This is a genomic window from Methanococcus vannielii SB (assembly GCF_000017165.1).
GTDB classification, from domain to species: Archaea; AGJL01; Methanococci; order Methanococcales; family Methanococcaceae; genus Methanococcus; species Methanococcus vannielii.
Genome location: NC_009634.1, coordinates 635,444 through 654,649 on the forward strand (window position 1 = coordinate 635,444; position 19,206 = coordinate 654,649).

Here is a 19,206-nt window from a genome sequence, read left to right on the forward strand (position 1 = left end):
AAAAATTATTTAAAAATACATTGTAGTCAATTAAATGTCAAGATTTTCTTTTGCCCATTTTATTCCTGCCTTCAATATATCAACATTTACAGGAATAAGTTTTGGCTTTTTAGCAAACGTCTGCTCTATTGCACCAATAAATACTGATTCAGGTAGTTCAGTATATCCAATTGCTGCAAGTACGCCCAGCATTACTGTATTTGCAGCTTTTGAAACCCCTAAATCTTTTGCTATTTTTGTTGCAGGCACTTTAATAACATTTACACCCTTAATTACCTCAAAATCCCCGATATAATCATCGTAAATTATAGTCCCCCCATTTTTAACATCTTTTGAAAAGTTTTCTAGAGAAGGTTTATTTAAAGCAATTAAAACTTCAGGATTATAAACTACTGGGGAACCAATTTCCTGGCCCGAAATAATAACGGAGCAGTTTGAAGTTCCACCCCTTTGTTCTGGACCGTATGAAGGATACCATGAAACAAATCTCTGGGCCCTACATGCAGCTTCAGCCAATGTTAAACCCATACTTAAGACCCCTTGACCTCCAAATCCTGCAATTTTTACAAGTTTTTCCTTAAAAACAAAGTCATTTAATGGGTCATTTACACTTTTTTCATTTACTTCAAAAATGCTGTCAAGATTTTCTTTTGAAAAGTCGCTTTCCCCCCTTAAAAGAGGTTTGACATCTTTTGAGTTATCCCTAAAGTTATTAAGTGGAAATTCTTTTTCAACTTCTTCATTTATAAACTTCTCAGCGGCCTTTGCATCTTGCTTCAAGTTTGTCGGACATGGTGCGAGTATTTCAACAAATGCGTAGCCTTTTCCATCTTTTTGGATTTCTAGTGCTTTTTTAATTGCACGTTTTGCCTTCTTTATATGTGAAATATCTGAAACTGAAACTCTTTCAATAAATACTGGAGCTTTAAGGCTATTTAATAATTCACACATGTGAATTGGGTATCCTGAAAACCGTGGGTCACGGCCATCTTGACATGTTACCGTTTTCTCACCAATAAGTGTTGTTGGGGCCATTTGTCCTCCTGTCATTCCATAAACAGTATTATTTACAAAAAATACTGCCATTTTTTCTCCACGGTTTGCAGCCTGAATTGTTTCGTTTAATCCAATTGAAGCTAAATCTCCATCTCCTTGATAGGACATTACAATTGAATTATCCATGGCTCTTGAAACTCCGGTTCCAACTGCGGGAGCCCTTCCATGAGCAACTTGAATATTTCCACAATCAAAGTAGTAATAGGCAAATACTGCACATCCAACAGGGCTTATCAAAACACACCTGTCCAAAATTTGAAGTTCGTCTATCGCTTCAGCCATTAATTTATGTATTATTCCATGTCCACAACCAGCACAATAGTGCGTTGCAGTTTTAGCAGAACCTCCTTTTCTTTCAAAGCATTCGGGTATTGAATTTGGCTTTTTTAAAACTTTTTCCGTAAATTCAGCCATTTTAATTACCTCTTGCAATATTTCTAATTTTATTTAAAATCTGTTCAACTTCAATTAAATTTCCGCCAAGTCGATTTATAACTTCAACCGGTCGCCTACAGCAAGTTGCAAGTCTTATATCATCAGCCATCTGCCCATTACTCATTTCAACCGAGATAAATGTACAGTCTTTTTTTGCAAGTTGATTCAGTTTTTTTTCAGGGAAAGGAAATAATGTTTTAGGCCTAAATAGCCCTACTTTTAATCCTTCTTTTCTTGCAGATTCAACGGCAGTTCTTGAAATTCTACTACTTATCCCATATGAAACAAGTATAATTTCCGCATCTTCAAGCATGTAGCCTTCAAAATCTTGCTCATTTTCTTTTATTATTTTGTACTTTTCCTGTAAATCATAATTAAATCTTTCAAGTTCCTTAAAATCCAAAAAAATCGAAGTTACAAGATTTTTCCTTGTTTCAACGGTTCCACAGACGGCCCAACTTTCATCGATTTCTGGTTCAAGTGCATTTTCAGGAAATTTTAAAGGCTCCACCATCTGCCCTAAAACCCCATCTGAAAGAACTATTACTGGATTTCGGTATTTTGTTGCAAGTTCAAACGCTTTTATGGTAAAATCGCACATTTCCTGAACTGAATTTGGAGCAAGTACTATGTTTTTATAGTTTCCATGGCCCCCGCCCCTTACTGCCTGATTATAATCTGACTGCTCTGGGCCGATATTTCCAAGTCCGGGGCCTGCTCTTTGGACATCCACGATAACTGCCGGAAGTTCTGCACCTGCTAAAAATGAAATTCCTTCCTGTTTTAAGCTCATTCCTGGCCCAGATGAAGCCGTTAATACCCTTTTACCAGTAGATGCGGCACCATAAACCATGTTTATTGCAGCTTCTTCTGATTCCGCTTGAACGTATTTTCTTCCAACCATTGGAAAGTATTTTGATGCTTCATGTAATATCTCACTTGCAGGAGTTATTGGGTATCCAAAATAGCAGTCGCATCCTGCATACATTGCCCCAATAATAACCGCAGTATTTCCTTTTACAAGTTGTGTTGCCATTAGTTCACCTCTAATCGCATTTTTTAATTGGTATATGCACTTCTATTGCGAGAGGCTCTGGGCACGTGTAGTAACAGTTTCCACAGCCAGTACAGCCTTCTCCAGTATATTCTACGTAAAAATATCCCCGTTCATTTAATTTGTTGCCTATTTTTAAAACGCCTTTTTGGCACGCAATTATACATCTTTCACAAGCTTTGCATTCCAGTTCGTTTATCACTACATACGGTTTTTTTGTCAGTTCCATAATATCAACTTAGTCCAAGTTTAAATTTTAGTATTCTTTAAAATTATTTAAAAAGAATAATTTAACTATATTTATTCAATATACTTATTGTATTTTTTCAGTATCTTTTTCACGGATTTCTACACGCCTAATTTTACCACTAATCGTTTTTGGTAGTTCTTTTACAAATTCAACTGCTCTTGGGTACTTGTAAGGAGCCGTTGTTTTTTTAACATGTTCTTGAAGTTCTAATTTTAATTCATCGGTTGGTTCATACCCATTAGTTAAAACAATTGTTGCTTTAACAATTTGACCCCTAACTGGATCAGGAATTCCTGTATTGCACATTCAAGTACTGCAGGATGTGAAATTAAAGCACTTTCAACTTCAAATGGGCCAATTCTATAGCCGGAACTTTTTATCAGGTCGTCGTTTCTCCCAACAAACCATAGGTATCCATCTTCATCCCTCCATGCAGTATCTCCAGTATGGTAGTATCCGTCATACCATGCCCGTTTAGTTCTTTCAGAATCCTTAAAGTAACCAGTAAACAGCCCTAGGGGCTTTATATCTTTAGTCTTGATTACGAGTTCCCCTTCTTCCCCTACATCACATTCATTTCCTTCATTGTTCATAACAATTACTTCATATAAAGGAATTGGCTTTCCCATTGAACCCGGTTTTGCATCCATCCAAGGGAAATTTGCAATTGATACAACCGTTTCAGTTTGCCCAAAACCCTCCATAAGTCTTAAACCAGTAAATTCCAAAAATTTATTGTAAACTTCAGGATTTAATGGTTCCCCAGCAGTTACTGCATATTTAAGACTTGAAAAGTCTGCTTTTGACATATCTTGCTTAATCATGAACCGGTAAATTGTTGGCGGGGCACAAAATGTTGTAACTTTATATTTTGCAAGTTTTTCGAGCATTTTTTCCGCATCAAACCGTTCATAGTCGTATACAAATACTGCGGTTCCCGAAATCCACTGGCCATAAAGCTTTCCCCAAATACATTTTGCCCAACCGCTATCTGAAACAGTATAGTGAAGCCCGTCATCTTCAACATTTTGCCAGTATTTTGCAGTGGTGATGTGCCCTAAAGGATATTCATGATCGTGTTGAATCATTTTTGGGTAACCTGTGGTACCAGATGAAAAATATGCAACTAAAACGTCACTATTTTTAGTATTTAATTCACCAATTGGCCTTTCAAATTCTTCAGATGCTTCTTCCAATTCTTTTGAAAAATTTATCCAATTTTCATTATTTAATTCAGAAATACATACTTTTAAAACTTTTTTACTACTTTTTAAAACCGCCTCATCTACAAAATTGGGAACATTATTTTCAGGGATACAAACTATCATTTTTAGTTCTGCTTTTTCAATCCTATATTCTATGTCATTTGTTGTCAGCATGTGGGTTGCAGGAACTGCAATAGCTCCAATTTTATGAAGCCCTAGCATACAAAACCAGAACTCATACCTGCTCTTTAAAGTAAGCATTACAGTATCGCCTTTTTTAATTCCGTATTTTAAAAAGAAATTGGCAGCCTTATCACTATATTTTTTCATGTCACTAAATGTAAATATTTTTTCAACATCGTTATCATCGCACCATAAAAGTGCTATTTTTTCAGGAGAAATTTTAGCATATTCATCAACAATGTCATAGGCAAAATTAAAATTTTCAGGAATTTTTACAACATAGTTTTCTAAAAAATCCTCGTATGACTTGAATTCTACTTTTTTAACAAATTTTTCCAGTAAGGACACCATAATCTTACCCGTTTTTTGTTTTCGAAATAAATTTTACATAATTACATTATAATTGCGAGAAATTTCGCAGCTTTTCCATTTAAAGCTTCCATTGCATGCTCATAGTTCGAATCAAAGAATATTGAATCGCCTTCTTCCAAAATAACTTCATTATTATGGATATAAAGCTTTATAGAGCCTTCAAGAATATAGTTAAATTCTTGGCCAGGGTGCGAATTTTTTGAAGGTTTTTTTCCGTCAGTTTTTGGCTCAACCGTCACAATAAAAGGTTCTGCCTTTTTATGGATGAATTTTTCAGCTAAATTTTCGTATTTGTACTGCTTTCTTCTTTCAACAGATATTCCCTTTCCTTTTCTTGTTACAGTAAATACATGCATTCTTGTTTCTTCACCAGTTAATAATAACCCCATGTCAACGTCAAAACGGTGTGCAATTTCAAGTAAAACGCTTGCAGAAATATCACAAGTTCCCCTCTCATACTGCTCATAAATTTCAGGGGAAGTCTTTAAGTAATCTGACATTTCTTGAATTGATACTTTTGAAAGAGTTCTTAATTCACGAATTCTTGCCGCAATTTCTTTCATTTTTTCTTGCATGATCTCAACCTTTAAATTAAGTTAAATATCATAATCAGGGTTAATAAACCATAATTTTGGTTTGATAATTATTACTGAAACCTTAAAGTTAAGCATTTATAATAAATATTTAATTCAGATATATATAATGATCGATAATTACAATTGATAAATCTTTCGATAAATCTTTTTTAAAAGACATTACATTTAAATTTTGATATATAATGCGATATATACGTAAAGATATAAAAATAATTCATCATAACGTTGCAAAATAATTAAATAACACGTATGGACGAAAACAATAAATTAATAATCTTTTTTAATTATGAGTCATTAAGTTTAGATACAGTAATCATTCCTGCAAATTAAAAAAAATTTAAATTATTTTATTTTTACAAATTTAATTCCATTCAAATCTGCTACAAAATTTCCAACACATTCCTCGTTTGTTTCCGGATAATCAGTCCTTGTATGTGCCCCCCTTGTTTCTTTTCTTAAAAGTGCACATTTCGTTACAACTTCAGAAACTAATAACATGTTTTCAAGTTCCAATTTTTTTGAAAAATCAACTATTCCATTTATTGAAACTTTTTTCATTTTTTCTTTTATTTCATTTATATTTTTTAATGCAATTTTAAGCCCAGTTTCGTCTCTTGAAATTGAAACATGATCCCACATTAAATTTCTCAGTTCATCGATGAGAACGTAAACGTTAGTTCCGGAGTTTGAATCCTCTTTTTCAGATTTTAAACATGATTCTAAACTATTGATAAATTCGCATGTTTTTTGGTAGACGTTCGAAATATCAAATTCATTTTTTTCTGAATTTTTTAAAGCGTTTTTCCCAGAAATTGCGCCAAAAACTTGGGTATCTGCAAGTGCATTTCCGCCAAGCCTGTTTGCACCGTGAATTCCACCACATACTTCACCGCAAGCATATAACCCAGAAATATTCGTTTCACACTGTTCATTTATTTTAATTCCGCCCATGAAGTGGTGTGCAGTTGGTGATACTTTCATCGGTTCTTTTGTTATATCTATTCCAATGGCCCTAAACTGAGAATACATTGTTTCAAGCTTTTCTTTAATTATTTCTGGATTTAGGTGCGTTACATCAAGATATACTCCGCCGTCAACTCCTCTTCCATCCATAATTTCATTAAATATTGCTTTAGAAACTACATCTCTTGTAGAAAGCTCTAATTTTTGGGGGTCGTAATTTTTCATAAATCTTTCTTTATTTTTATTGTATAGTATCCCACCTTCCCCACGTACTGCTTCAGTTACTAAAATTCCTGTTCCAAGCATTCCTGTCGGGTGAAATTGAACCATTTCCATGTCAATTAATTCAACGCCTTCCCTATACGCAATTGCAAATCCATCTCCAACTTTTTGTTTTGGGTTTGAAGTAATCGGGTAAATTTGTCCTGCACCCCCTGTTGCAAGAATTGTAGATTTTGCATAAATTGGAAAGATATGGCCAGTTAATAGATTTAAAAAAACAGCGCCAAAACACTTTTTAATTTTTTTTCCGTTTGTTTTGATTTCATCAGTAATTAGCTTTACCGCCATTACATCTTCCATTATTTTTATCCTATCAAATTTGCTTAAGTATTCCATAAGTCCTAATATCATTTCATGGCCAGTCCTATCCCCGCTATAACATGTCCGATTAAAGCTTTGACCTCCAAATGGCCTTTGTGAAAATTCTGCTTCACTGGTTCTATCAAATAAGCATCCAAAATTTTCCAAGTTTTTAAATTCAGATGGGGCATCATTTACCAAAATTTCTACAAGCTTTGGATTATTTATAAATCCGCCACCCTTCATCGTGTCTTTAAAGTGTGATTCAAACCCATCTTTTGGATTAAATACTGCGTTATAGCCCCCTTCTGCCATGACTGTACAGCCGCTTTTTCCAAAAAGACCTTTTGATACGATAATTACATTTTTCTGTCCGCACTCTATTGCTGCCCTTGCTGCAGCACCTCCTCCACCAATAATAAGTATATCTGTTATCATAGAACCACCAAAATTAAATTATCGTTTCAAAATCATTTTAGATTTTTAAATATGTGTATTTCCTGTAAGGATATAATTCCATTTTCAGAGACCAATTCCACAATTTTTGGCATGACCTTTTCAAGTTTTTCTTCATAATCAATACACTCTATTACTACGGGTAAGTTCATAGAAAGCCTTAAAATATCAGCTCTTGAAAATCCCCTTGTTCCAAAACCGCAGTATCCTTTAAAAACAGTTGCTCCAGAAATTTCGTTAGTTTTTAAGGTTTTTATTATTAAATTTATAAGGGGTTCTTTTCCATATTTATCTTCTTCTTTTATATATATTCTAAGCAGTTTAGCATTTAATTCCTTCATAAAATCACCAGAAACTACTTGAAACCATTCTTCCAAAATATATCATACTTATACAGCCTGTCACATTTGTTAAAATATTTATTCCTGATTTAATAAAGTAATGCTGTTCCAATAATGAAAAAGATTCGTAACTAAATGTAGAAAATGTAGTCAGTGCTCCACAAAATCCAGTTATAATAAAAAGACGGTATTCATAAGATATTCCAGTAAATAATGACGAATACATTAAAAATCCAACAATAAAACTTCCAATTAAATTTACCATTAATGTACCTGTTGGAATTCCAAATTTAACTGGAATTATGCCGCTTATAACATACCTAAGTACTGCACCAGTAAATCCACCGATACCAATTAAAAAATATTCTTTCAAAAAATCACCATCTAAAATATTAGCCAATAACTAAAAGGTTTATATAGTATATAATTAATTATATACAAAAGTAACTCTTAAAAACTATATGCTTAATATTAAAAAATATGTTGGGCCCGTGGTTTAGCTTGGACAGAATACAGGGCTTCGGACCCTGTGGTCGGGGGTTCAAATCCCTCCGGGCTCGTCAACTTTTTTAAAAATGTTATTTTGAACGTGTGTTGGTATCTAATTTTTACGGCGTATTTTAGCAATATTATCATGGGGAAAAGAATGGATGATAACTTTAAAATTAATATTCGAAAAACAGAATATTTAGATATACCTTTAATTCTCAGATTCATTGAAGAACTTGCAGAGTGCGAAAATTTAAAACATAAAGTTAATATTACTGAAGAAGTACTTAAAAAAAGCCTTTTTGGAAAAAAACCTTATGCTAAAGCACTTATTGTCGAGGTAAATTTTGAGCCTGTTGGATTTGTTTTATTTTTCTACACCTTTTCAACGTTTCTTGGAAAGCCTGGAATATATATTGAAGACTTATTCATTAAAGAAGAATTTAGGGGCCTTGGAATAGGGAGAAAAATATTTGAATATATTTCAAATATTGCGTTTGAAAAAAACTGTAACAAGATAGAATGGCAAGTTTTAAAGTGGAACCCCGCAAGAGAATTTTATGAAAAAATAGGTGCAAATCCAGTTGATGAATGGGTTAATTACCAATTGAATACTGATAAAATAGTCGAACTATCTAAAAACCATATTAAAAGGCTTGAAAAATTAAAATAATGCCTAATTAGTTAATGCCTAATTATTATAATTTATTCATCAACATTCATAATTATTTTTTTTAATAATGAGTTTAAGTTTTCTAAAAATTTATCGTATTCTTCTTCGTTTACAACCACATAATCTGCAAGGGATATAACACTCCCAATTGAAAAATCCAATTCTCGATTATCTCGCTCTATAAATGTATCTAAACTATTTGAATCATCTTCCCTATTCCTAGCACTAAGTCGTTCAAACCGGGTTTTAGGGGAAGAATGGATTGCAATAATTTCTAAAAAAACGTGTTTTTTAAGGTAGTTTACTTCGTAAATACTCCTTATTCCTTCAATCACTACAAATTTTTCATTTTTGTATTTTTCAAAGATATATTTAAGGCATGGTACTACAATAGCTTCTTTTCCATGGAGTTTCCTTAAAAATATCGCAGTTTTTCCAACATTTTCTGGATTAAGTATGAGCCCCTGTTTTAAAGTTTCATGCCGTACAATATCCCCCATTGAAACTACAGGTATGTTATTTTCCTTTGCTAAATTAATAATTGCACTTTTTCCCGAACCAGGCATTCCAGTAATTCCTATCAATTTCATTTTATCCCAAAATAACTGCTATAAATTTAATGTTTAGGTTAGTTTTAATATAATATTAAAGACTTATCTTAACTATAAATTTTATTTAATTTTAGTTTAATTAGCTAACTTCGCTAAGTATATTAATTGCAGTATTATGGGTGTTATTTATCGTATTTATGTTTGATTCTTGAATAGATTTAGATGTTAAAATGATATTATATCCAAGAATAACTGCAGCTGCAATTACTGCTAGTACCAGTACTGAAAATTCAAGACTAATTTGCCCCTTGTTTGAAAAAAACTTATATAAAACCTGCAACATTTTACCACCATTTTATTATATTACTTTAAATTATATAGATTTATATCTTTTCTAAAAGTATTTTATAAATTTAAATATATTATAATAATATTTAATTAATCTTAGTTTTGTTTTATGATTATTTACACGTTATCTGGTGAATTCATGATTATTGTGAGAAAATTAAAGAAAAAAAAAGACGAGATTCAATTTGCAGACTTAACTGATGAAAAAATTTATTACGGAATAATACGGCCCGCAAATAATAAAATAACGCTTTATAAGTGTAGGGAAGAAAAAGGAGGCAATATAAATCCGATACAACCTTCAAAACTTATGGGCTTTATCAAATCAAATAAGGTACTTTTAAGTAGCGATGAAGAATCTTTAAAACTCGAAGATTTTTTAAAACAGAGCGGAATTAAATATGGATACATAGATTTATGCCCCTTTTGCCTAATAAAAGGAAGATTTACTGAAATAACTGATAAATACAAAATATATAATAGTGAAATATGCTTAACTTGTGCTGTTGACGAAGTAAAACACGAGATTAACATAAGCGAGGAATTCATTGAAAAACTTTTAAGGAGATTTAAGGATGCAAATAAAGTAATTGAATTATTTAAATCAAGTAATCCCTTGAAAAATCCTGAAATTACAAAATATGATGTGTTAACCGGAAGTACTGATGACGATATAAAAAACTATTCCATTGATGAATTAGATATTCCCGATATTTTAAAAGAAGTAATTAAAAATAGGAATATTAAAGAATTGCTCCCTGTACAAACATTATCTGTAAAAGGAGGGCTTTTAAAAGGAGATAATTTACTAATTACATCTGCAACGTCATCTGGAAAAACCCTTATTGGTGAACTTGCAGGAATTAAAAATTTATCAGAAAATAAGGGTAAATTTTTATTTTTAGTGCCCCTAGTTGCACTTGCAAACCAAAAATACATTGAATTTAAGGAAAAATACGAAAAATATGGAATATCTGTATCATTAAGGGTTGGAACGGGTAGACTTTCGGAAAATAAAGGAATAGATATTAATTCAGGTATTGATTCTGACATAATAATTGGAACGTATGAAGGAATTGATTACTTAATTCGGGCTGGAAAGTTAAAGGATATTGGGACTGTCATAATTGATGAAGTGCACTCTTTAAATATGGAAGAAAGAGGTGCAAGGCTTGATGGCCTTATTGGAAGATTAAGATTCTTATTTTGTGCCCAGATGATATATTTATCTGCAACCGTTGGAAATTCTGAAGAATTATCAAAAAAATTAGGCTCAAAACTCGTTTTGTATAATGGAAGGCCAGTTCCTCTTGAAAGACATCTAATATTTACTAGAAATGACTCAGGAAAACTTGATTTAATAAAAGATATTGTTAAAAATGAATTTAGCGCTAAATCAAAGTTCGGTTTTAGAGGCCAAAGTCTAATATTTACTTTTTCAAGAAAGAGGGCGGAATATATTTCTAATTTTTTAAGTACGAAAGGAATAAAGTCAGAATACTATCATGGGGGTATGGAATACTCAAAACGTCGAAGTGTTGAAGATAATTTTTTAAAACAGAAAACAATGTGTGTCGTAACTACCGCAGCACTTGCAGCAGGTGTTGATTTTGCCGCATCTACTGTAGTTTTAGAAAGCCTTGCAATGGGCGGAGACTGGTTAAATCCATCAGAGTTCCAACAAATGTGTGGGAGAGCCGGAAGAAAGGGAATGCATGAGATTGGAAAAGTTTACAGCCTCGTTGAAATTGGTAAAAGATACCATGCAAAAATGGAAAATTCAGAGGATGAAATATCGTTTAAACTGCTAAATTCGGAGCCTGAAGATGTATCCTTAGAATATAATGAAGATGAGGAATTTGAACAAGTTTTAGCAAATATCTGTTCGATTAAAAACTACAAAAATAATGTTAAAATTTCAGACATTTCAAAAATCCCCTCTCTTGGAAAAAATTTGAATTTAAACTACGTACTTGAAAATTTAGCGTGTTTTGACATGCTTAAAATACATAAAGATGTTGAAACTACAAGATATGGATATGCAACTTCTGTTTCATTTTTATACCCTAACGATGCGGAAAAAATAAGAAAAAATCTTGATAAAAATCTAGTGGATCTCATAGTATCGATTTCATCTTTTGAAAATTTTTATATTCCTTCAAATTTGAAGAATAAGATATCAAAGACGACAAATACAAACATTCCAACAAGGTTTTGTGATGCGTTTGAAGTTATTAAAGAAAATTTTGAAAAAATAAAAGATAAAACGCTTAGAGATGAAATACTTCCGTGGTTAATCGAGTTTGACCAGATGATAGAAGAAGACATTATATATTATCTCTCAAAAAAGATTTTAAATCTTAGAATTGCTAAAAAAACCCCGTTACAAACTTCAAAAGTCCTTCACGATACCCTAAACTTACAGACGTATGGTGGAGACATATATTCATACCTTGAAACTTCAATAAATACACTAGATGCAGTTGAGCGGATTGGAAGTATATATAATAAAAAAATAGCAAAAGAAGCGAACAATATAAAGAAAAAACTTGAAAATCCGTATAAAAATTAATTTTTAGTCATATATGGATATATCCAATAGAGTAAGTATAATCAATAATCGTTTATTTCATGATTATGTTTAATATGCTTATAAAGTATAGTATTTTCCGGTAATTCATTAAGAATTGCCTTTTTTTTCGTAAAACTTAGAAATTTATCCAAAAATTCAATACCTCCCCCATAATTTACTGCTTTTGGGTGTATTGAAAGAAAATACGGATTTTTAGAATTAATATACTCATTTTTGGCATTCAAAAGCTGATTTTCAACATTTTCTTTTTCCAAATACCACGTATACTCTTTATTTTCAATTTTAATAACTTTAATTTCGTGAAAATCTTTTTCAAGATAGTAAGAACCGATAACTATTGAAAGATTTTTTTCAAAAATTTTGGATTTTGCTTCGTCAGATAACCCGTATCTTGGAGGCATTATATAAGATATCTTTCTGCCAGTATGATTTTCAAGAATCGAAAGTGATTTATCAAGTTTTTCTGCTGCAATAGATGCATTGCAGTTAAATTCCTGCCCGATATGGTCATAACCGTGTAGTTCAATAATATATCCTTTTGTTTTTAAATATAATAAATACGCTATAAAGTCTGCATTTTTAGATATATCGTTAGTATTTCCATGATTTACAATCACAAAAAGATATGTCCTACTAGAATATCCATTTTTAGATAGTATTTCGTCTATTTCTTTTAATTCTTCAAAATATATCGGGCTTACATCATGAATTAATATTACGGGATCGTTTATTCCATTACTTGTAACATTTTCAGCAGTTTTTTCATAATTAATTGACGAAAAAATCCCAATAGCTAAAAATAAGCTTAAAAACAGTAATCTTACAATTTTCAAATTATCCCCTAACTACAGAATAATTGTATAATTGCTTTTTTAAAGTATATAATAATATATTATCTATTAATTTAAATTAATGGATTAAATGATCTAAAATAAAAATGCGCCAGTCGGGATTTGAACCCGAGTAACTGGCTTGGAAGGCCAGAGTGATACCAGGCTACACCACTGGCGCACATTTCACATTTGACGACATTTATATTTTAAAGATGCGGCCTCCGGGATTTGAACCCGGGTGTCGGCCGTGGCAGGGCCGTATGATACCAGTCTACATCAAAGCCGCTATTTTTTTCCTATCTCTCTTGTCTCAGAGCATAGTACACATTGTAGTACTTAATATATAAACTTTTCGGTTTATACCTTCCTGAAATTTCTGGCTATTAAAAAGAACCCTATTATCATATTATATTTTATATATAAAAAATGCAATAAGTAGTTAAGGACATTTTTATGTTTTGAGAAAACTCGGTTTTTGAGACGTGTGGGTCAAACTTTAGGAGGATTATTTATGGATCTAGGTACTACAAAATATATTATATATACGGAACTTATTGCAGATGGTTATGTTGAAAAACACGATGTGATAGGTGCAATTTTTGGTCAGACTGAAGGACTATTGAGTACAGAACTTGACCTTCGAGACTTACAAAAAAGTGGAAGAATTGGAAGAATCGATGTTGAACTTGAAAACGTAAATGGTAAGTCTTTTGCCAAAATTACTCTTCCATCTAGCCTCGATAAAGTTGAAACGTCTATTCTTGCGGCTACTCTTGAAACAATTGATAGAGTAGGCCCCTGTTTTGCCACTGTAAAAATTGCAAATGTTGAAGATATAAGGGTTTCAAAGAGACAATATATAACAAACAGGGCACGGCATATTTTACGGCAATTGATGGATGAAATGGTTGATACTTACGAAATAACTGAAGAAATTAAGGAATCCTTAAGAACTGAAGAAATTATGGAATACGGGCCAGAAAATTTACCCTGTGGCCCAAATATCCTCCATTCTGATTCTATAATCATTGTAGAGGGGCGGGCGGATGTATTAACTCTTTTAAGGTGCGGTATAAAAAATGCAATCGCAGTTGAAGGGACATCTGTTCCAAAGACCATAATGGAGATTTCAAAAAAGAAGACTACAACAGCATTTACTGATGGAGACAGAGGCGGAGAATTAATTTTAAAAGAGTTGCTCCAAACTTGTGATATTGATTATGTTTCAAGAGCCCCATATGGTAAAGAAGTTGAAGGTACATCTAAAAAAGAAATAATGAAGTGCTTGCGGGCAAAAGTTCCGGTTGAACAGATTATCGGGGAAAAGTATAAAAATATTGTTGAAAGTAATCCTGTTTTAAATGAAGAGTTGGTTGAGAAAATAACTCCAAAATATATTGAAGAAGTAACCCACTCTTCCAAAGAGAAAAATGAACTTGAAAAAACATTTAAACCCGAAATTGAAAAAGAAACCGTTGTTATCGAAAAAATAAAATCTTTTGAAAAAAAAACTATTGACGCTGATGAAAAAACTATTCTTCAAGAAAATTCAAATTTAGAGAAAAAGTATAATGGAGTTAAAGAGATTTTGGAAGGCATTAAAAATACCGGCCTTGTAAAGTTTGTTGTAGACGGGAAGGAAAAAACGAACTCTTTTAAAGAATTTTTAACAAATATTCAAGAAATTAAAAACATGGACTTTTTTGCAGCAGATATGCCAATCACCCAAAAAATTGTTGACTTATTACACGATAAGACTCCAATAATTGTGGGTACTGAAATAAAAGTTACTAAAAAGCCAGTGAATTTAAGGTTATTTTCTTTTGATGAAATCATGGAATAAAACATGAAATAATACTTCTTTTAGATTTGAAGGTGATTTAATGCATAAGGATGAACTCATCCAGTTACACCAACTTTTAGTGTACATGAGAAAGGATTTAGCGAGAAAATTTGGCGTTGAAGTTGAAGGTACATTTAAAGACTATGACGAATTAAATATAAGACCTCACCATATACACAGGACTAAATCTGAACACACTTATGCTATTTTTTTGTTATCGAGCACTATTGGAAAAATATTATCTGAAAAAGGAAACGTTCCAAGAAGTGTTGCAAGTAGGCTCAGTGATACAGGGGAAAAACTTGGTAAAGAAATTGCAAGGAAAAAAAGGTAAAGTTTACATTAAATTTTACATTAACTAATTTATCAGGAGGTATTTTTATGGTAAAAGAACTTATAAACTCGATTGAAAAAGTAGTTTTAGAAAACGCTACAAAAAAATACGGGATATCTAGAATTTTAAAAGAAAATGACGGTAAACCAGTATTTATAAAAAATGTAAACGGCTATCGGGTAATTGGAAATTTATGTACTAGAGATGTTATTGCAAAAAGTCTCGGCATTGAAAAGGAAGAACTAATGAAACATATGGTTGAAACGCTTGATAATGAAAAAAATGGCGAATTAATTGTAGATAATAATTTAAACTCCACTTATGTTGATGATTCCCTTGAAAAAATTCATGAATACCCAATTCCAACATACTACGGAAAAGATGCTGGGCCATACCTTACATCGGGAGTTGTAATTGTAAAGGATAAAGATGAAGGAGTAAATGCATCGATTCACAGGATTTTAGTTCGGCCTGATGGGACACTTACAATTAGAATGGTTGAACAAAGGCATTTACACTACATTTACAATAAAAATATTGAAAAAGGAGATGTTGATTGTGCAATTGTAATCGGGGTTCATCCTGCAGTTTTACTTGCAGCTTCAACGTCGGGGGACTTAACATTTAATGAATTAAAATACGCATCTGCGTTAATGAAAAAACCTTTAAAACTTGTGAAATGTAAAACTGTCGATTTAGAAGTTCCTGAAGCCGAATTTATTATTGAAGGAAAACTTACAAAAGAATTTGTTGATGAAGGGCCTTTTGTAGACATTACTGGAACTTACGACATGATTAGAAAACAGCCACTAATTAAAATAACCGCATTGAGAAGAAAAGAAGAAGCAGTATTTCATGCACTCCTTCCCGGAGGGAATGAGCATAAAATACTTATGGGCTTACCGCAAGAACCCCGTATGTATAAAGGAATTAGAAATACAGTTCCATCCCTTAAAAACGTTGCTTTAACTGAAGGGGGATGTTGTTGGCTAAGTGCGGTTGTTTCAATTGATAAAAAAACTGAAGGGGATGGCAAAAATGCAATACTTGCAGCACTTGCAGCACATCCTAGCTTAAAGCACGTCACGGTTGTTGACCATGATATTAACATATATGACCAGAATGATGTAGAATATGCAGTTTCAACAAGAGTTCAAAGCGATAGCGATATTGTAATAATAAGTGGTGCTAAAGGTTCATCGTTAGACCCTTCATCAGATTTAAAAAACAAATTAACTGCAAAAATGGGAATAGATGCTACAATGAGTTTATTAAAAGGAAAAGAGGAATTTATTAGGGCTGAAGTTCCAAAAGATGATGAATAAATAAAATACTATTTTTTTATTTAAAAATTTTATTTTCTAAAAGATTATTTAAATAATTTTAAAATTTGCATAAATATATAAAAAAAGAGATAATTAATCTTTAATTAAGTCCTGTCCCTTTACCACAACAACTTTGCATGCTGCAGGCAACTTCATTGAACATCTTCTTAATGCTTCTTTTGCTTCTTTGTATTTGTCAGGGTTTACACTGATTGAAATTATTGTTTGGCCTTTAGCAACTTTTGCAGCGGTTCCAACTGCTTTACCGAATGATAATCTCATTCCGTCGGAAATCCTGTCCGCCCCTGCTCCTGCAGCCATTTTATTTTCTCTCAGTATTTGGTGCGGATAAACTCTAATGTGGAATTTGTATCCTAATCTACCGCATTCCCTTAAAATATATTTGTTTCCTGCAATCCTTGAAGCTTCTAAAGCATTGTGTCTTACCAATATGTCAACTTTTGAAACCAAGTGGAATTCAACAGGAAAATCAGCACTCGTGTTTCCCATTACGTAGTGTACAACTTTTGGTTGAGGTACTGCTCTTACGTATTCTTTTCTAGTATATGCCCTTTTTGTAGTGTCCCTGTAACATCTTGCTGGTCTTAGTGCCATAATCGTTCCTCCGTGATTTTCGTGTTTATAAAAAGCCATTCATAAGCGTGCTACAATATACATCTATCTAATGGTATATAAACATTTCTTAAAATGTACTATAAATTTAAAAAAGACATATATTATTGGCTTTTTAATTTTTTAAAGGCTTGTATATGCCTATTTATCCGGTGTTTTATTCCATCGATTCCATAATTATCCCTTAATATTGCAGGGACTAAAATATCAAGCCATTGCCTCCAAGGTGGTAAAAATCCAAGTTTTTCTGAGACCCTATCAAGATGTGCATCCCATTCAGAATTTTTTATTTTATCCATTTTGTTTATTACAAATATTGGATTTAATGAAAGTTCCTCTAAAAAATCTGCCATTTCCAAATCTATTGGAATTTCACCTTTTTGATCCCATCTATCTATAATCTCAATTAGTGCCTTTGCATCCAAAATCAAAATCGATGTTGCAATCGTGCTTTTATTATCTTCAACATACTTAATTATCTGGTCTTTAATTTTTTCCTGTGCTTTTTTCTCAATTCCTTCCATGTACCCAAATCCAGGTAAATCCACGAGTAAGTATGTTCCCATATCATATTCGGTAATTTTTAAGGTAACGCCAGGTTTTTTTCCAACTCGCACGTTTTCTCCCGTTACCGCCTTTACAAATGTCGATTTTCCAACATTTGAACGCCCCATAACGACTACTTTTGGACGTTCATCCCCTTTTTTCTCGGTTCGGATATATTTTTTAAATTTTTGAATATCTTGAGCTACGTCACTTAAATTAGACTGTTCTTTGTTCGTGTTTTCGTATTGCATAATATCACACTGCCATTTACAATTATTTAAAATATTTAAATTATTTAAAATATTTTGAAAGCATCTTTAAAACCAATTGGTTCTTAAAGTCATAATGCGCATCCAGATATGATGCATAAGCATCAAATGGAGAAGAAAAATGGCTAAAATAAGAATGGACATCCATGTCACTAAAGCCTTTTGTACACATATAATAAAAATTATCACTGGTCTGCATATTCTTATAGATTTTATATTCTATTAATTCTTTTTGCTCAGATTTTGGAAAAAGTTTGATGTACCTTCCAAGATATTCCCTTATTTCACTTAATTTTTGAAATGAAGACTGCTGCATTTTATTTCCAAGCCATGCACTTACATCTCGCTCAGAATCGGCCCATGAAACTGTAGAAAAGTCAAAAACATCTAAAGTTCCTTTTGGTTCGTTAATTTCTAAAATTTCCGAAGGAGTTGCATATTCAATATTTTCATACTTTTCAAGTTCTATTGGAAGGTACCTTAAAAATTCAAAAATTCCCGTATCTTTCCACTGGTGTTCTCCAAATGTTTCATAATCCATGTAAAGATTTATACAGTCCCCGTGCGTATTTGAAAGCCATCTTGAATATTTATCTGCGGTTAATGGGTGTTCTACCCAATCCCTTGATGAAAACCTAAAACCAATATCATCACTTAAATTATAATTCCTTAAAAGAACTTTTAATCCCGAAGTTGAGTGATAAACGTAATTTGGAGACCTCCAACCTAAAATTCGGTCTGCACCTTCAGTAAATATACCCCTAAATCCAAGTTCTTTTACAGTTTCTGCAATTTTATTGTTAAATATAAGTTCAGTATTTCTAAAGGTAGTTGTCTTATACCCAAAAATATCTTTTATTATCTTTTTATGTTCAATTGCATCTTCTTTAAATTCTTCATGGTCTTCAAAAAGGCTTGAAAGGGAATGGTGATATGTTTCCCCTAAAAATTCAACGTTCCCAGTTTTTGAAAGATCCTTAAAAAGTTCCAAAACTTCTTCATTAAATTCAAGTGCCTGTTCTAAAAAAACCCCTGTTATGCTGTATGACACTTCAATATCATAATCATCAATTAGTTCAAGAATTACCCTGTTTGAAGGGATATAACATTTATCAGCAACTTTGTTAAAAATTTCCCTATTTAGAGTAACGTCAATGTAGCGGTTCCACAAATCACCTGAATTATAGTTTACCGATTTTTTAAGCCGGTTTGGCTGGTGAACTTCAAAATTAAGAGACAAATACACAAATACCCACCTTTTGATAGATAAAAAGTT

18 protein-coding genes, 3 tRNA genes and 1 pseudogene are annotated in these 19,206 nt (G+C 32.2%); 6 read left to right on the plus strand and 16 right to left on the minus strand.

Going from position 1 to position 19,206, the window contains the following annotated elements; all coding sequences use genetic code 11:
* Positions 1–30 precede the first annotated feature (30 nt).
* The 8 genes and pseudogenes from MEVAN_RS02965 to crcB all read right to left on the minus strand — a co-directional run bounded on the left by MEVAN_RS02965 (position 31) and on the right by crcB (position 7,866).
* Positions 31–1,470, minus strand: coding sequence for a 2-oxoacid:acceptor oxidoreductase family protein (locus MEVAN_RS02965; protein ID WP_011972393.1), 1,440 nt, complete (start codon positions 1,468–1,470; stop codon positions 31–33).
* 1 nt (position 1,471) lies between these two features.
* Positions 1,472–2,527, minus strand: a complete 1,056-nt coding sequence (locus MEVAN_RS02970; protein ID WP_011972394.1) for a 3-methyl-2-oxobutanoate dehydrogenase subunit VorB — start codon at positions 2,525–2,527, stop codon at positions 1,472–1,474.
* Between the two features lie 10 nt (positions 2,528–2,537).
* A complete protein-coding gene (locus MEVAN_RS02975) occupies positions 2,538–2,774 on the minus strand; it encodes a 4Fe-4S dicluster domain-containing protein (RefSeq protein ID WP_011972395.1) in 237 nt (78 codons plus the stop codon).
* A gap of 84 nt (positions 2,775–2,858) precedes the next feature.
* Positions 2,859–4,534 (minus strand): annotated as a pseudogene (locus MEVAN_RS02980) (AMP-binding protein).
* 41 nt (positions 4,535–4,575) lie between these two features.
* Complete coding sequence (locus MEVAN_RS02985) at positions 4,576–5,130, minus strand: helix-turn-helix domain-containing protein (protein WP_011972396.1); 555 nt, start codon at positions 5,128–5,130, stop codon at positions 4,576–4,578.
* Positions 5,131–5,493: 363 nt separating this feature from the next.
* Positions 5,494–7,134: a fumarate reductase (CoM/CoB) subunit TfrA gene (gene tfrA, locus MEVAN_RS02990; RefSeq protein ID WP_011972397.1), complete on the minus strand. Its 1,641-nt coding sequence runs from the start codon at positions 7,132–7,134 to the stop codon at positions 5,494–5,496.
* Between the two features lie 32 nt (positions 7,135–7,166).
* Positions 7,167–7,493 carry a DUF190 domain-containing protein gene (locus tag MEVAN_RS02995; protein ID WP_011972398.1) on the minus strand — a complete coding sequence of 109 codons (327 nt, stop codon included), beginning with the start codon at positions 7,491–7,493 and terminating at the stop codon, positions 7,167–7,169.
* A gap of 4 nt (positions 7,494–7,497) precedes the next feature.
* Positions 7,498–7,866 (minus strand): fluoride efflux transporter CrcB, encoded by a 369-nt coding sequence (gene crcB, locus MEVAN_RS03000; protein ID WP_011972399.1) that lies wholly within the window; start codon positions 7,864–7,866, stop codon positions 7,498–7,500.
* Between the two features lie 112 nt (positions 7,867–7,978).
* Between crcB and MEVAN_RS03005 the strand changes: the two genes are divergently transcribed.
* Together MEVAN_RS03005 and MEVAN_RS03010 are read left to right on the plus strand one after the other, a co-directional pair.
* Positions 7,979–8,053: transfer RNA gene (locus tag MEVAN_RS03005), tRNA-Arg, on the plus strand.
* A gap of 86 nt (positions 8,054–8,139) precedes the next feature.
* On the plus strand, positions 8,140–8,655 hold the full coding sequence (locus tag MEVAN_RS03010) for a GNAT family N-acetyltransferase (protein ID WP_011972400.1): 516 nt from the start codon (positions 8,140–8,142) through the stop codon (positions 8,653–8,655).
* Between the two features lie 32 nt (positions 8,656–8,687).
* On the opposite strand, the gene MEVAN_RS03015 is transcribed toward MEVAN_RS03010, so the two are convergent.
* Positions 8,688–9,245, minus strand: a complete 558-nt coding sequence (locus MEVAN_RS03015) for an AAA family ATPase (RefSeq protein ID WP_011972401.1) — start codon at positions 9,243–9,245, stop codon at positions 8,688–8,690.
* 100 nt (positions 9,246–9,345) lie between these two features.
* The gene (locus tag MEVAN_RS03020) at positions 9,346–9,549 is read right to left on the minus strand and encodes a class III signal peptide-containing protein (protein ID WP_011972402.1); all 204 of its coding nucleotides are present in this window, start codon (positions 9,547–9,549) and stop codon (positions 9,346–9,348) included.
* A gap of 144 nt (positions 9,550–9,693) precedes the next feature.
* Between MEVAN_RS03020 and MEVAN_RS03025 the strand changes: the two genes are divergently transcribed.
* Positions 9,694–12,126, plus strand: a complete 2,433-nt coding sequence (locus MEVAN_RS03025) for a DUF5814 domain-containing protein (RefSeq protein WP_011972403.1) — start codon at positions 9,694–9,696, stop codon at positions 12,124–12,126.
* 41 nt (positions 12,127–12,167) lie between these two features.
* On the opposite strand, the gene MEVAN_RS03030 is transcribed toward MEVAN_RS03025, so the two are convergent.
* From MEVAN_RS03030 to MEVAN_RS03040, 3 genes are all read right to left on the minus strand, one after another.
* Positions 12,168–12,980, minus strand: coding sequence for a DUF2334 domain-containing protein (locus MEVAN_RS03030; RefSeq protein ID WP_011972404.1), 813 nt, complete (start codon positions 12,978–12,980; stop codon positions 12,168–12,170).
* 105 nt (positions 12,981–13,085) lie between these two features.
* Positions 13,086–13,158 (minus strand) — tRNA-Gly (locus MEVAN_RS03035).
* Positions 13,159–13,193: 35 nt separating this feature from the next.
* A tRNA-Gly gene (locus MEVAN_RS03040) sits at positions 13,194–13,266 on the minus strand.
* 225 nt (positions 13,267–13,491) lie between these two features.
* Here MEVAN_RS03040 and dnaG point away from each other — a divergent pair.
* The 3 genes from dnaG to MEVAN_RS03055 are packed head-to-tail and all read left to right on the plus strand — an operon-like array spanning position 13,492 to position 16,482.
* The gene (gene dnaG / locus MEVAN_RS03045; protein ID WP_011972405.1) at positions 13,492–14,823 is read left to right on the plus strand and encodes a DNA primase DnaG; all 1,332 of its coding nucleotides are present in this window, start codon (positions 13,492–13,494) and stop codon (positions 14,821–14,823) included.
* A gap of 40 nt (positions 14,824–14,863) precedes the next feature.
* Positions 14,864–15,157 carry a UPF0058 family protein gene (locus MEVAN_RS03050; protein WP_011972406.1) on the plus strand — a complete coding sequence of 98 codons (294 nt, stop codon included), beginning with the start codon at positions 14,864–14,866 and terminating at the stop codon, positions 15,155–15,157.
* A 47-nt stretch (positions 15,158–15,204) separates the two neighbouring features.
* Positions 15,205–16,482: a UbiD family decarboxylase gene (locus MEVAN_RS03055; protein WP_011972407.1), complete on the plus strand. Its 1,278-nt coding sequence runs from the start codon at positions 15,205–15,207 to the stop codon at positions 16,480–16,482.
* Positions 16,483–16,575: 93 nt separating this feature from the next.
* Here the strand turns inward: MEVAN_RS03055 and rplJ are convergent, their stop codons facing one another.
* The 3 genes from rplJ to MEVAN_RS03070 all read right to left on the minus strand — a co-directional run bounded on the left by rplJ (position 16,576) and on the right by MEVAN_RS03070 (position 19,176).
* Entirely contained in the window at positions 16,576–17,097 is a 522-nt protein-coding gene (gene rplJ / locus MEVAN_RS03060; RefSeq protein WP_048059137.1) for a 50S ribosomal protein L16, read from the minus strand.
* Positions 17,098–17,219: 122 nt separating this feature from the next.
* Positions 17,220–17,912, minus strand: a complete 693-nt coding sequence (gene engB / locus MEVAN_RS03065) for a GTP-binding protein EngB (RefSeq protein WP_011972409.1) — start codon at positions 17,910–17,912, stop codon at positions 17,220–17,222.
* 40 nt (positions 17,913–17,952) lie between these two features.
* A complete protein-coding gene (locus MEVAN_RS03070; RefSeq protein ID WP_011972410.1) occupies positions 17,953–19,176 on the minus strand; it encodes a glycoside hydrolase family 57 protein in 1,224 nt (407 codons plus the stop codon).
* Positions 19,177–19,206: the final 30 nt, after the last annotated feature.